This is a genomic window from Porphyromonas somerae DSM 23386 (genome assembly GCF_000372405.1).
Classification (GTDB): domain Bacteria; phylum Bacteroidota; class Bacteroidia; order Bacteroidales; family Porphyromonadaceae; genus Porphyromonas_A; species Porphyromonas_A somerae.
Map to the genome: position 1 here is coordinate 1 of NZ_AQVC01000020.1, position 14,710 is coordinate 14,710.

Here is a 14,710-nt window from a genome sequence, read left to right on the forward strand (position 1 = left end):
CGACCTGTGCCTATTTAAGAGGGACCTCTGCCGAGGTCCTTACCCCATTATCCTCAACAACTTGTATATGATCATTCGCATAACAGTAATGCGTAACCCCTGGATTTTCGGCTTACGTCCAAACAGGATATTGAAAATCTTTGTACCTTTGAGATTGATTCAAGAGGAGAGGTGTAATTCCTTACTGGTGGTATAGTCCACAACTCCCCTAGTGGGACTGATATGGTGAAATTCCATAACCGACGGTGATAGTCCGGATGGTATTCGAATCAAGATGCCGCTGACCTATTTGAGGCTTCGGCTCTACAGTGTTGGCCCATCTGCTTTTGTGTACCATAGATCCTCGTCAATTTATAATCTAATAGTAACACAAAAAGAAATGGAACAAACCAACACAATTTCTCCAGCAATTGAGGCACGCATCCAAGCGGCCGTAAAAGCTCTTAGGGATGGCCGGGGCATCCTCCTCGTAGATGATGAAAATAGGGAGAATGAGGGCGACATCATCTTTTCCACTGAGCGGCTTACGCCACAAAGCATTGCACTGATGATCCGCGAGTGTAGCGGTATCATCTGCCTATGCCTAAAGCCTAAGAAGTGCCAAGAGCTCAACCTGCCTCAGATGGTACAGCACAACACATGCGTCAATAACACCGCTTTCACCATCTCAATAGAGGCGAAGGAGGGGGTGACTACAGGGGTATCGGCAAAAGATCGCTACGTGACGATCACAACGGCAGCACGAGAAGGAGCAAGGCCTGAAGACTTGGTACACCCAGGGCATGTATTCCCGCTTCGTGCAAGGGAGGGTGGCGTACTAGAGCGCCGAGGACACACGGAGGGGAGTATAGATATCGTCTCTATCGCCGGCCTAGGCGAGACGGCGGTACTCTGTGAACTAACTAATGAGGATGGCACCATGGCGCGCCTACCAGAGATCAAGAAGTTTAGCGCAGCACACAATATGCCGGTGCTCACAATCGAAGATATCGTAGCCTACCGCCAGCACCATCAACGCTAAACCAAACGTTTTGTACCAAGTGGAGAATGTTGCACGAAGGATGAGATGCAACAGTCTCAAGGTAGTCTGAGGCTACTTTGGCACGTCGGTCCAGATGTCTATCTGGCGTTATAGCTAAAAAAATACCCTGCGATAGCATAAGCCATCACAGGGTATTCTATCTATTTATTATTGGATTAGTCTGGGATCACAACTCCTGACTTAGGACCTTTGGTGGTCTCGAGTAGGCGCTGGGATTCGATATCGGCTTTGGAAGCTACCACGATCTTCTCGTACTCACGCAACCCAGTACCTGCAGGGATCAGGTGACCGCAGATTACGTTCTCCTTTAGAGCCTCTAGCTTATCAATCTTACCCTCAATAGCAGCGTTATTCAGCACCTTAGGTGTCTCCTGGAAGGAGGCGGCAGACATAAAGCTCTTGGTCTGAAGAGCAGCACGTGTAATACCCTGAAGTACCTGCTTAGTAGTTGCAGGAAGGGCATCGCGTACCTCCATCACCTTCTTATCGTTACGGCGTAGCAAGCTATTCTCCTCACGTAGGTGACGAGCGGTGATGATCTGACCTTCGAAGTAAGTGGTAGACTCGCCTGGATCGGTGATCACCTTCTTACCCCAGAGACGATTATTCTCGTCCTGAACATCGATCTTATCCACCAACTGCTGCTCGAGGAACTTGGTATCTCCAGCATCAATGATCTCCACCTTACGCATCATCTGGCGTACAATCACCTCAAAGTGCTTGTCGTTGATCGACACACCTTGCTTACGGTAGACGTCTTGTACTCCATTCACGATGTAGTTTTGTACCGCGTTTGGTCCTAATATCTCTAGGATATCGGTTGGAGAAACAGCTCCATCAGATAGTGGTTCGCCAGCACGAACGAAGTCATTCTCCTGCACCAGCAATTGGCGGGTCTGACTCACTAGATATTTGCGCTCCTCGCCAGTACTACTAGTAACAATCACCTCACGATTACCACGACGCACCTTTCCAAGTGTGATCTCACCATCGATCTCTGCAACCACAGCTGGGTTAGATGGGTTACGTGCCTCAAAGAGCTCTGTAACACGTGGCAGACCACCCGTGATATCACCCGACTTCACTACGGTACGTGGGATCTTAACCAGTACATCACCGGCCTTTACCTTCTGACCCTGTTGGTTATTGAGGTGGGCACCCACTGGGAGGTTATAAGTCTTGATCACCTCGCCATCCTTGCCAATAATCGACATCGCTGGCGATAGCTTCTTATCCTTACTCTCAATGATGATCCTATCGGTATGTCCAGCAGCGATATTGGTATCTGACTGTACACGGAAGGTACTACCCTCTACCACATCCTCATACTGTAGCTTACCGCTCACCTCAGCAACAATCACCGCATTGAATGGGTCGGTCTCAAAGATGATATCATCTGCCTTCACCTCGGCACCTGGCTCTATAAAGAGTTTTGCACCATAAGGTATATTCTCATTGATAAGTGTCATATGAGTGTGAGGGTCTACAATATGCATCTCGGCCTGACGTCCGACCACCACTTTGAATGGCTTACCCTCTTCATCCTTGGCATCTACCGTACGAAGCTCCTCGATCTCAAGGATACCATCGTACTTAGCCTTGATGAGTCGCTCAATAGTATCGGTACTTGCCACACCACCGGCGTGGAAGGTACGAAGCGTAAGCTGTGTACCTGGCTCACCGATAGACTGAGCAGCTACCACACCAACTACCTCACCCTTGTGTACCAAGTGGTTGTGGGCCAAGTTGCGTCCATAGCACTTAGCACAAACTCCTTGCTTTGCTTCACAAGTGAGCACAGAGCGGATCTCCACCTCAGTGATTGGCGACTCTTGTATCTTAGAAGCCTTGGCCTCATCAATCTCTTCACCAGCAGCAACAATCAGCTCGCCTGAAATTGGGTGTACTACATCGTGTACTGACACACGACCAAGGATACGCTCATAAAGCGATGCTACTACACTAGAACCCTCCTTGATCTCACGACGCACAATACCACGTAGGGTACCGCAATCCTCTTCGGTGATAATCACATCTTGAGAAACGTCGACGAGACGACGAGTGAGGTATCCAGCATCGGCCGTCTTAAGTGCCGTATCCGAAAGACCCTTACGAGCACCGTGGGTAGAGATAAAGTACTCTAGCACTGAAAGTCCCTCCTTAAAGTTGGAGAGGATAGGGTTCTCCATCGTCTGAGCACCCTCACCACTTCTCTGTGGCTTAGCCATCAGACCACGAATACCACTCAGCTGCTGAATCTGGTTGGCCGAACCACGGGCTCCTGAGTCCATCATCATAAAGATAGAGTTGAAGCCTTGGTCGTCCTCCTTCAGCTCCTTCATCAGGATAGCAGAGAGGTTGTTATTCACATTGGTCCAAACGTCGATGATCTGGTTATAACGCTCATTATTGGTAATATTACCCATATTGAAGTCGTCCATAATCTCGGCCACCTCGTCATAACCCTCTTGGATGAGCTCTTCCTTTTGCTCAGGAATGATTACATCAGAAAGGTTGAATGAAAGACCACCCTTAAAGGCCATATAGTACCCGAGGTCTTTGATATCATCGAGGAATTGTGAAGTACGTGAGATACCACAATACTTGATCACCTCACCGATCAGTGTACGAAGACTCTTCTTGCCAATCAGGTCATTGATATACCCAATCTCTTCAGGCACCTTAGAGTTGAAGAGCAGACGACCATACGAGGTCTCAATCATATGCTTAAATGGCTTGCGCTCCTCATCAAGGTCATCCACCACCACTTGAATCTTGGCATGGATGTCGATCTTGCCATTATTGTAGGCAATTCGTGCCTCCTCTGGAGAGTAGAACTTATAGCCCTCACCCTTTACTCCGTCACGAAGCTTGGTGATATAATATAGTCCCAATACCATATCCTGCGAAGGCACGGTAATAGGAGTACCATTGGCAGGGTTCAATATATTGTGTGAGGCAAGCATCAAGAACTGTGCCTCTAGGATTGCATCATTAGAGAGTGGCAAGTGAACTGCCATCTGGTCACCATCGAAGTCGGCGTTAAATGCGGTACAAGCTAGTGGGTGCAGACGAATGGCTTTACCCTCGATTAGCTTTGGCTGGAAAGCCTGAATACCTAGACGGTGAAGTGTAGGAGCACGGTTGAGTAGCACTGGGTGCCCCTTCACTACATTCTCCAAGATATCCCAGATCACTGGCTCACGACGGTCTACAATACGGCGCGCACTCTTCACGGTCTTCACGATACCGCGCTCAATCAGCTTGCGGATAACAAATGGCTTGTAGAGCTCTGCCGCCATATCTTGTGGCAATCCACACTCATGCATTTTGAGGCTAGGACCCACCACAATCACCGAACGAGCAGAGTAGTCGACACGCTTACCAAGTAGGTTCTGACGGAAACGACCCTGCTTACCCTTAAGGCTATCAGTAAGTGACTTGAGCGGACGATTGGAGTCGCTCTTCACTGCACCCGACTTACCAGAGTTGTCGAATAGGCTATCTACCGCCTCCTGAAGCATACGCTTCTCATTGCGGAGGATCACCTGAGGTGCCCTTGTCTCAATCAGACGACGTAGACGATTGTTGCGAATAATCACTCTACGATAGAGTTCATTGAGGTCGGAGGTAGCAAAACGACCACCATCCAATGGCACCAACGGACGTAGATCTGGTGGGATAACAGGGATCACCCTCATCACCATCCACTCAGGGCGAGTGTAGCCGTGGCTAGCACGGAAACTCTCTACCACCTGTAGGCGCTTAAGAGCCTCCTTTTTGCGCTGCTGAGAAGTCTCCTTAGCGGCTCTAGCACGAAGGTTGTACGACAGCTCATCTAGATTAACTCTAGAGAGTAGTGCCTCTACAGCCACCGCACCAATCTCTGCGAAAAACTTATTGTGGTCCTCATCAGACAACTCTTTATTCTCCTGAGGGAGGCTAGCCATACGGTCTAGGTACTCCTCCTCAGTTAGTAGGTCGCCCACCTCCAAGTCTTCGTAAGGACCTGGCTGAACCACTACATAGCTCTCGTAGTATATAATCTTCTCCAGTTTCTTCGCTGGGATTCCTAAAAGATAAGCGATCTTATTGGGCACGGAGCGGAAAAACCAGATGTGTACTACTGGCACCTCCAGCTTGATATGCCCCATTCGCTCACGGCGCACCTTCTTCTCCGTTACCTCTACCTGGCAACGGTCACAAACTACACCCTTGTAGCGGACACGTTTGTACTTACCACAGTGACACTCGTAATCCTTAACCGGTCCGAAAATACGCTCGCAAAATAGACCATCCCGCTCTGGTTTGTAAGTACGATAGTTGATGGTCTCGGGCTTAGTAACTTCACCGTGTGAATTCTCGAATATCTCCTCAGGAGAGGCGATACCGATACGGATTTGATTGAAGTTGGACTTTATCTTTGTATCTCTTATGAAAGCCATATTTATATATCAAAAGGGCTGTGATGTAATCATTGGAGTTCGAAGCTTAGGCCTAGACCCTTAAGCTCGTTGAGCAGTACATTGAGCGACTCAGGAATACCTGGAGTAGGCATTGGCGAGCCTTTGACGATTGCTTCGTAAGCCTTTGAGCGGCCTACCACATCGTCACTCTTGATCGTGAGCATCTCCTGTAGCACATGAGCGGCACCATAGGCCTCCAGTGCCCACACCTCCATCTCTCCGAAGCGCTGGCCACCGAATTGAGCCTTACCACCGAGAGGTTGTTGGGTGATCAGAGAGTAAGGGCCGATAGAGCGTGCGTGCATCTTATCATCTACCATGTGGCCTAGCTTCAAGAAGTAGGTAACTCCCACAGTAGCTGGTTGGTCGAAGCGCTCGCCAGTCTCTCCATCATAGAGATAGGTACGTCCATTGCGTGGAATTCTAGCCTTGTCTGTCCACTTATTGAGATCGTCGAGGGTAGCGCCATCGAAGATAGGAGTAGCAAACTTAACCCCTAGCTTTCTACCAGCATACCCAAGTACCGCCTCAAAGATCTGACCAAGGTTCATACGCGAAGGCACACCTAGAGGGTTGAGACAAAGGTCTACAGGAGTTCCATCCTCCAAGAATGGCATATCCTCTACACGTACCACCTTAGAGACAATACCCTTATTACCGTGGCGTCCTGCCATCTTATCACCGACCTGGATCTTACGCTTCTTGGCGATAAGCACCTTGGCATTCTGCATGATACCGTTAGGCAATTCGTCACCTAGGGTAGCATCAAACTGCTTACGGCGATAGTCACTCTCTATCTTCTTCACCTTCTTGATATAATTACCAAGAAGCTGACTGATCAGGTTATTAGTGTGCTCGTCATCGGTCCATCCAGAGAATACGATCTCTTCATAATTGAGCTGGTCGAGGATCGTATTATTGTACTTAACTCCCTCTGCGACCACTGTAGCACCCATATAGTCAACAATGCCCTTAGAGAGTTTTCGAGAGGTGAGCTTAGAGAGCTTAGCCAGCATATTCTTGCGTAGCTCCTCCTTCTCTTGTGCTTCACTCTCCTCCAACTGCTGTTTCATCTCGCGCGTTGTCTTACGACTATTCTGTCCCTTAGGCACCTTAGAGAAAAGATAGGTCTTGTACACCACGCCACTCAGTGATGGATTGGCCTTCAGTGAAGCATCCTTCACATCGCCAGCCTTCTCACCGAAGATGGCATGCAGTAGCTTCTCCTCTGGCGTTGGGTCACTCTCTCCCTTAGGAGTAATCTTACCCACAAGGATATCTCCTGGATGTACCCTTGCACCTACACGTATGATTCCACGCTCATCAAGATCCTTGGTAGCATCTTCGCTCACGTTAGGGATGTCACTAGTGAGCTCCTCCATACCACGCTTCGTCTCACGCACTTCAAGATTGTACTCATCCACATGGACAGAGGTAAAGAAGTCTTCACGCACCATACGCTCACTAAGCACAATAGCGTCCTCATAGTTGTACCCCTTCCAAGGCATGTAAGCTACCGTCACGTTACGACCAAGTGCCAGCTCCCCATTCTGGGTAGAATATCCCTCGGTAAGGATCTGATCCTTCTTCACCCTATCGCCCTTCAATACAATTGGGCGCAGGTCTATAGTCGTGCTTTGGTTGGTTTTACGGAACTTAGGTAGCTCATACGTCACTAAGCTATCTTCGAAGCTGACGAACTCCTCATCCTCGGTGCGATCGTAGCGCACCTTGATCTGTGTAGCATCCACATACTCTACCGTACCTTCTCCTTCCGACATAATTTGGCAGCGGGAGTCTCTAATCACTACGCCCTCCAAACCAGTTCCAACGATAGGAGCATCGGTCTGAATCAATGGCACAGCCTGGCGCATCATGTTAGATCCCATCAACGCACGGTTAGCATCGTCGTGCTCCAAGAAAGGAATCAAAGAGGCAGCAATCGAAGCAATCTGCATAGGAGAGACATCCATCAGATCCACCTCACTTGGTGGTACCACTGGGAAGTCCGATCCATAACGAGCCTTTACGGTGTCGCGGATAAATTCACCATTTTCATTCAGTGGCGCATTACCCTGACCTACCGTCTTATCCTCCTCTGCTTCGGCTGTGTAGTATTCCACCCCCTTGTCCGAGAAGTCCACCTTGCCATTAACTACCTTACGGTATGGAGTAGCAATAAAGCCTAGCTCATTGATTTTAGCATAGACACAGAGTGAGTTGATCAGTCCAATATTTGGACCCTCAGGAGTCTCAATTGGACAAAGACGGCCATAGTGAGTGTAGTGCACATCTCGCACCTCAAATCCAGCTCTATCACGGCTAATACCACCAGGTCCAAGGGCCGAAAGCCTACGCTTGTGCGTGATCTCTGCCAGGGGATTGGTTTGGTCCATAAATTGTGATAGAGGGTTGGTGCCGAAGAAAGAATTGACCACACTCGAAATCGTCTTGGCGTTGATCAAGTCAACTGGCGTAAAGACCTCATTGTCACGAACGTTCATTCGCTCTCTTACCGTACGTGCCATACGAGAGAGACCGATACTAAACTGTTGTGAGAGCTGCTCACCTACCGTGCGGACACGACGGTTACTTAGGTGGTCAATATCATCCACCGTCTCCTTGCCATTGCGTAGCACCACTAAGTACTTAATAATGGCTGCAATATCCTCATTGGTAAGTACCTTCACACTCTCATCAATGTCAAGATTGAGCTTCTTATTGATACGATAACGACCAACATCGCCAAGGTCATACCTCTTATCCGAGAAGAAGAGGTTATTGATCACCTCCATTGCCGAAGCTTCATCCACAGGATCCTGACTTCTCAGTTGCTTATAGATATGGTAAACAGCCTCCTTTTGAGAGTTAGAGGGGTCCTTCTGCAAGGTATTAGTGATCACGCTGTAGTCAAGCCCCGACTCACCATCAGTCAGGAGAAGAATCGTCTTAGCACCCGACTCTAATATCTGTGGGATATTCTCCTCCGTGATCTCCTCGTCACGGTCCAGAATAATCTCGTATCGGTCGAGCGAAACCACCTCACCAGTCTCCTCATCGACCAAGTCCTCAACCCAGCTATTAAGGATACGTGCAGCGATCTTTCGACCGACATATTTCTTCAATCCAGTCTTAGTCACCTTCACCTCCTCAGCGATGCCAAACAGATTAAGGATATCCTTATCTGTTTCATAGCCGATAGCTCGCAGGAGAGTGGTTACTGGAAGTTTTTTCTTTCTGTCGATATAAGCATACATCACGTTGCTAATATCGGTTGCGAACTCAATCCACGAGCCCTTGAATGGGATCACTCTAGCAGAGTAGAGCTTGGTACCATTATTGTGGATGCTTTCGCTAAAAAAGACACCTGGCGAGCGGTGCATCTGAGAGACTACCACACGCTCAGCACCATTGATCACAAAAGTGCCTTGAGGTGTCATATAAGGGATTTGACCCAAGTACACATCCATCACAGAGGTGTCAAAGTCCTCATGCTCAGGATCAGTACAATAAAGTTTCATTTTAGCTTTTAGAGGTACATTGTAGGTCAGTCCTCTCGTAAAGCACTCCTCAATGGTATATCTTGGGGGGTCTATAAAATAGTCCAAGAACTCCAACACAAAATTATTGCGTGTGTCGTGGATGGGGAAGTTCTCCATAAATACCTTATAGAGACCCTCATTTTTTCGCTTATCAGATGGAGTATCCAACTGCATAAAGTCACGGAACGACTGCAACTGAATATCCAAGAAGTCTGGGAAGTCCAGAGGGTTTTGAATAGAAGCGAAATTTACTCTTTCTGTATTATTTCTTGGGGACATAAAAAAACCTTAAAAGCCTAAAACGAACAAAGACACGAAAAGGTTAAGAACCCACTACACTCGTATTCGTGGGTTCTTAACCATCACCTGTAATATCTACAGGGGAGACAAAGCGAGATTACTGGATCTCTACCTCGGCACCAGCCTCCTCAAGAGCAGCCTTGAGATGGTCAGCCTCAGCCTTGTCTACACCCTCCTTAAGCTTAGATGGAGCACCGTCAACTAGGTCCTTAGCGTCCTTAAGACCTACACCCATAGCTTCCTTAACAGCCTTCACTACTTGTAGCTTAGCAGCACCTGCAGACTTAAGGATTACATCAAATGCAGTCTTCTCCTCTGCAGCAGCCTCACCACCAGCAGGACCAGCAGCAACAGCCACAGCAGCAGCTGCAGGCTCGATGCCATACTCCTCCTTAAGGATATTCTTTAGCTCAGTTACCTCAATAACGGTTAGGTTCACTAGTTGTTCCGCAATAGCTTTGATATCTGCCATATTCTTATATACTTATTATGGTATTATACAATCTTGTTATTTATCAATTCGTAGTAGCTTAATGCTCTACGCCACCTTTATTGTGTCCGATGGTCTTTTAATCAACCACGCTCCTCGAGCGTTTGGAGTAGACCATGGATAGTACCACCAGCAGAGTCGAGTGCCGAAAGGACACCTTGGATAGAGCCCTCGAGTAGAGATACTACATCTCCAATCAGCTCCTCCTTGCTCTTGACATTGACCAGCTCCTCGAGCTTGTCTGCACCAAGATATAGACTCTCTTGTACGTAAGCTGCCTTTAGCTCTGGCTTAGCTGCTTTATCTGCATCAGCAGGCTTATTCTCCTTTGCAAAGTCCTTGATCAGGCGTGCAGGAGCATTAGCTGTCTCAGCAAACATCACAGCAGTATTACCCTTCAGATAAGGGAATAGAGGAGCAAAAGTCTCCTCATCCTTCTGAGAGAGAGCGATACGAAGCAGAGTATTCTTCACCATCATCAGCTTTACATCCTTTTCGAAGCAAAGACGACGAAGGCTACTTGTTTTGTCAGCAGTCAGCGCCTCAATATCTACTAGATAGAAGTTAGGATACTTCTCTACTAGCTCTACCAAGTCACCAACGACTGATACTTTCTTTTCCTTTTTCATATACTATGGATCTCTTTTCTCTAGTTGTTACTCTTTCGACTCTAAGGAGCGAGGATCCACCTTGATACCAGGGCTCATAGTACTTGAGAGGTAAATACTCTTAATGTACGTACCCTTTGCAGCACTAGGCTTAAGCTTAACTATAGTATTGATAAACTCGCGTGCATTGTCAGCAATCTTGTCAGCAGTGAAAGAGACCTTACCAATAGAGGTATGTACAATACCAGCCTTATCTACCTTAAAGTCAATCTTACCTTGCTTCACCTCGCGGACAGCATTTCCAATCTCATTGGTTACTGTACCACTCTTAGGGTTAGGCATCAAGCCACGTGGACCTAGGACGCGTCCCAAGGCACCAATCTTACCCATTACAGATGGCATTGTGATGATTACATCCACATCAGTCCATCCGCCTTTGATTTTGTCAATGTACTCGTCAAGACCTACATAGTCTGCACCAGCTTCGGTAGCTTCAGCCTCTTTATCTGCGGTACAAAGCACCAGCACCCTAGTCTCCTTACCAGTTCCGTGGGGTAGAGATACCACACCACGCACCATTTGGTTGGCCTTACGTGGGTCGACACCTAGGCGTATATCTACATCTACAGATGCATCAAACTTAGTAGTTGTAATCTCTTTTACAAGAGCAGATGCTTCCGTAAGTGTATACTCTTTTCCAGGTTCGATCTTGCTCAGGGCCAACTTCTGATTCTTCGTTAGTTTACTCATAATTCATCAATGGTCCTTGATTATTCAACATCCTCTGGAAAAGTGCCCTTAATGGCTATACCCATACTTCTTGCTGTCCCCGCTACTAGACGCATAGCACTCGCTACGGTAAAGCAGTTAAGGTCAGGCATCTTATCTTGAGCAATAGCCTTCACGTCGTCCCAAGTAATGGTAGCCACCCTTGTACGGTTTGGCTCAGCACTACCACTCTTCTTCTTCGCCTTCTCCAATAGCTGTACAGCCACAGGAGGAGTCTTTACGATAAAGTCAAAAGACTTATCAGAGTAGTATGTGATGATCACCGGAAGGACCTTACCAGCACTATCTTGGGTCCTGGCGTTGAATTGCTTACAGAAGTCCATAATATTGATCCCCTTGGAACCAAGAGCAGGACCAACAGGAGGAGAAGGATTAGCAGCTCCACCCTTAATTTGCAGCTTTAGCTGACCAGCAATTTCTTTTGCCATGATTAAACACTTTTTCTCATTAATAACTCACTCGTAGAAAAGTACATCCGAGCACCTAGACTATCGCCTTTCGCCATCGGCGACACCTCACACACCCATAATTCGTAACAGCAGAGTCGCGTGAGGCCTCTTCACTAGGTTATGACAAACTCTCCTTTTCCACTTGCACGAAATCCACCTCCATTGAGGTCTCGCGCCCAAACACCTTCACAAGTATCTTCAGCTTCTTGCGATCGTCAAGCACTTCAGTCACCTCACCAAAGAAGCCTGCAAATGGTCCGAAGACCACTTTAACACGCTCGCCCACCATAAAGGTAAGGCTATCGGCATCTGGTGTCTCACTCAACTCATCTGCAAGATGCTTCATCTGATCCACATCCTGCTGGCTCAAGATCTCTGGATGATCATCATCAGAGCCCAAAAAGCCAAGGACATTAGGGATACGACGAAGTGTAAACTTTGTCTCACCCACCAACCTAGCCTCAACGAATACATAGCCAGAATAATACGGACGTGTGCGCTCTACGCGCCCTCCCTTAGCACTCTTATTGAGCTGATAATAGGTCTCCATAGGCACAAGCACCTCACCTACATGCTCTTTGAATACTGGGACAGCATCCCGCATACTTTCTATATAATCAGCTACATCCTTCTCCTTACCAGTGATGGTACGAAGAACGTAGTAATTCATTGGTTGGTTATCCATTAGATACAGTACAGAAAAGCTTTACCACTCACTCACCATTCCCTTAAGAAAAGGGTTAAGCAAGCCAGCCGTAAACGTTACTCATGATAAATTCAAACGCCTTGTCCACCAAGAAAATGAATACTGACATCACTATGGAAGCAGATAGTACCAGTACTGCACTGCTCGAAAGCTCCTTCTTGGTCGGCCAAGTAACCTTGTAGCGAAGCTCCTTAAAGCAATCGCTCACGTAAGCACCTACTCTTACGAAGAAATTGGATTTCTTTTGGTCAGTCATATAACCGATATATTTCTATTACAAAAATTGCACGGGCAGAAAGACTCGAACTCTCGACACCTGGTTTTGGAGACCAGTGCTCTACCAACTGAGCTATGCCCGTATATAATCGAAGAGGGATAGAGGGGAGGGATTACCTACCCTCTACACCACTCCGATAAGATATTTATATTTAGCTACTGCTAGTATTAGTTAAGTAGCTCAGTGATCTGACCAGCACCTACTGTACGACCACCCTCGCGGATTGCGAAGCGAAGTCCTAGGTTACATGCTACTGGGTAGATAAGGTCTACAGTGATGGTTACGTTATCACCTGGCATCACGATCTCCTGACCCTCAGGAAGAGTGATCTCACCAGTTACGTCAAGCGTACGGATGAAGAACTGTGGACGATACTTGTTCTTGAATGGAGTGTGACGACCACCCTCCTCTTTCTTAAGCACGTACACCTCAGCCTTGAAGCGAGAGTGTGGCTTCACACTACCTGGCTTACAAAGCACCATACCACGCTTGATCTGATCCTTATCGATACCACGGAGAAGTAGACCAACGTTATCACCAGCCTCACCCTCATCTAGGATCTTACGGAACATCTCCACACCAGTCACCACAGACTTCAGCTTCTCTGCACCAAGACCGATGATCTCAACCTCATCACCAGTGTGTACCACACCAGTCTCGATACGACCAGTAGCTACAGTACCACGACCAGTAATAGAGAAGATATCCTCTACAGGCATCAAGAAGTCCTTATCAATATCACGTGGAGGAAGTGGAATCCACTCGTCAACAGCATCCATTAGCTCACGGATAGAATTTTCCCACTTAGCCTCACCATTCAGTGCACCAAGAGCAGATCCACGGATTACTGGAGTGTTGTCGCCATCAAACTCGTAGAAGCTAAGGAGCTCACGAATCTCCATCTCTACAAGCTCTAGCATCTCCTCATCGTCCACCATATCACACTTGTTCATGAACACTACCAGACGTGGTACATTCACCTGACGTGCTAGTAGGATGTGCTCACGAGTCTGAGGCATAGGACCATCAGTAGCAGCAACCACGATGATAGCACCATCCATCTGAGCAGCACCAGTAACCATGTTCTTTACATAGTCGGCGTGACCAGGACAGTCTACGTGGGCATAGTGACGGTTAGCAGTCTCATACTCTACGTGTGAGGTGTTAATAGTAATACCCCTCTCCTTCTCCTCAGGAGCGTTATCGATAGAGTCGTATGAGCGGAGCTCAGTGTGACCATCCTTTGCCAATACGGTAGTGATAGCAGCAGTAAGAGTAGTCTTACCGTGGTCCACGTGACCGATCGTACCGATATTTACGTGGGGCTTCGACCTGTTAAAATGTTCTTTTGCCATAGTTCAATAACAATAAAATATATTTGAGTTTATATTATTCTCTCTTCTCATCCCTTCCAAGACGCTTCGAAGCAGACGTAATAACCTAAGGCATACTCCTCCCAATTCATTACTTCGAGCTGAGATTCCCGACACATCGCGAATACTCTCACCCTATCACTCCACGCACCTTGCTGAAGTCGTAAAATACGCTTGAGCCGATGCCGGGATTTGAACCCGGGACCTCTTCCTTACCAAGGAAGTGCTCTACCACTGAGCTACATAGGCAAAAATTTCATCTGAGCGGAAGACGGGGCTCAAACCCGCGACCCTTAGCTTGGAAGGCTAATGCTCTATCAACTGAGCTACTTCCGCATACACCCTTAAATGTAAAGGTAGAAAGTGGGCAGTGATGGATTCGAACCACCGAAGGCGTAAGCCAGCTGAGTTACAGTCAGCCCCATTTGGCCACTCTGGTAACTGCCCATTCCTTTTAGACTACACTCTCCACGGCCCTCGCTAGAGCGTTGCATAGACTAAACCGTTCGCAAAGATACATAACTTATTTCTTTTCGCCAAATATTCTCAAGAAAAAGTTTCAGCTTCTTCAATATTTAGGTCTATTGCCGCTACGAACAGACTAATACAAAGAAATAATAGCACCCAAAGTAAATAGGTCCGACGGGGCAGTGAAGCATCTCAGATAC

The 14,710-nt window shown here is 47.5% G+C and carries 10 protein-coding genes, 4 tRNA genes and 1 riboswitch; of the genes, 1 reads left to right on the forward strand and 13 read right to left on the reverse strand.

Annotated features, from left to right (window positions below):
* Nucleotides 1-153: 153 nt before the first annotated feature.
* Nucleotides 154-274: riboswitch (FMN riboswitch) on the forward strand.
* A 105-nt stretch (nucleotides 275-379) separates the two neighbouring features.
* A complete protein-coding gene (ribB, locus tag A3GK_RS0105105; RefSeq protein WP_018028400.1) occupies nucleotides 380-1,021 on the forward strand; it encodes a 3,4-dihydroxy-2-butanone-4-phosphate synthase in 642 nt (213 codons plus the stop codon).
* A gap of 176 nt (nucleotides 1,022-1,197) precedes the next feature.
* Here the strand turns inward: ribB and rpoC are convergent, their stop codons facing one another.
* The 13 genes from rpoC to A3GK_RS0105170 all read right to left on the reverse strand — a co-directional run bounded on the left by rpoC (nucleotide 1,198) and on the right by A3GK_RS0105170 (nucleotide 14,489).
* Entirely contained in the window at nucleotides 1,198-5,487 is a 4,290-nt protein-coding gene (gene rpoC / locus A3GK_RS0105110) for a DNA-directed RNA polymerase subunit beta' (protein ID WP_018028401.1), read from the reverse strand.
* Between the two features lie 29 nt (nucleotides 5,488-5,516).
* Entirely contained in the window at nucleotides 5,517-9,329 is a 3,813-nt protein-coding gene (gene rpoB / locus A3GK_RS0105115; protein ID WP_018028402.1) for a DNA-directed RNA polymerase subunit beta, read from the reverse strand.
* Between the two features lie 118 nt (nucleotides 9,330-9,447).
* On the reverse strand, nucleotides 9,448-9,822 hold the full coding sequence (gene rplL / locus A3GK_RS0105120) for a 50S ribosomal protein L7/L12 (RefSeq protein ID WP_018028403.1): 375 nt from the start codon (nucleotides 9,820-9,822) through the stop codon (nucleotides 9,448-9,450).
* 101 nt (nucleotides 9,823-9,923) lie between these two features.
* Nucleotides 9,924-10,469 (reverse strand): 50S ribosomal protein L10, encoded by a 546-nt coding sequence (gene rplJ / locus A3GK_RS0105125; protein ID WP_018028404.1) that lies wholly within the window; start codon nucleotides 10,467-10,469, stop codon nucleotides 9,924-9,926.
* A 27-nt stretch (nucleotides 10,470-10,496) separates the two neighbouring features.
* Nucleotides 10,497-11,198 (reverse strand): 50S ribosomal protein L1, encoded by a 702-nt coding sequence (gene rplA, locus A3GK_RS0105130; protein ID WP_018028405.1) that lies wholly within the window; start codon nucleotides 11,196-11,198, stop codon nucleotides 10,497-10,499.
* 20 nt (nucleotides 11,199-11,218) lie between these two features.
* Nucleotides 11,219-11,665, reverse strand: coding sequence for a 50S ribosomal protein L11 (gene rplK / locus A3GK_RS0105135; RefSeq protein WP_018028406.1), 447 nt, complete (start codon nucleotides 11,663-11,665; stop codon nucleotides 11,219-11,221).
* Nucleotides 11,666-11,804: 139 nt separating this feature from the next.
* Nucleotides 11,805-12,356: a transcription termination/antitermination protein NusG gene (gene nusG, locus A3GK_RS0105140; protein ID WP_021902510.1), complete on the reverse strand. Its 552-nt coding sequence runs from the start codon at nucleotides 12,354-12,356 to the stop codon at nucleotides 11,805-11,807.
* Between the two features lie 70 nt (nucleotides 12,357-12,426).
* Nucleotides 12,427-12,648, reverse strand: coding sequence for a preprotein translocase subunit SecE (gene secE, locus A3GK_RS0105145; RefSeq protein WP_018028408.1), 222 nt, complete (start codon nucleotides 12,646-12,648; stop codon nucleotides 12,427-12,429).
* A 30-nt stretch (nucleotides 12,649-12,678) separates the two neighbouring features.
* Nucleotides 12,679-12,751: transfer RNA gene (locus A3GK_RS0105150), tRNA-Trp, on the reverse strand.
* A gap of 85 nt (nucleotides 12,752-12,836) precedes the next feature.
* Nucleotides 12,837-14,024, reverse strand: coding sequence for an elongation factor Tu (gene tuf / locus A3GK_RS0105155; RefSeq protein ID WP_018028409.1), 1,188 nt, complete (start codon nucleotides 14,022-14,024; stop codon nucleotides 12,837-12,839).
* A 195-nt stretch (nucleotides 14,025-14,219) separates the two neighbouring features.
* Nucleotides 14,220-14,291, reverse strand: a tRNA-Thr gene (locus tag A3GK_RS0105160).
* A gap of 14 nt (nucleotides 14,292-14,305) precedes the next feature.
* Nucleotides 14,306-14,378 (reverse strand) — tRNA-Gly (locus tag A3GK_RS0105165).
* A 28-nt stretch (nucleotides 14,379-14,406) separates the two neighbouring features.
* A tRNA-Tyr gene (locus tag A3GK_RS0105170) sits at nucleotides 14,407-14,489 on the reverse strand.
* Nucleotides 14,490-14,710: the final 221 nt, after the last annotated feature.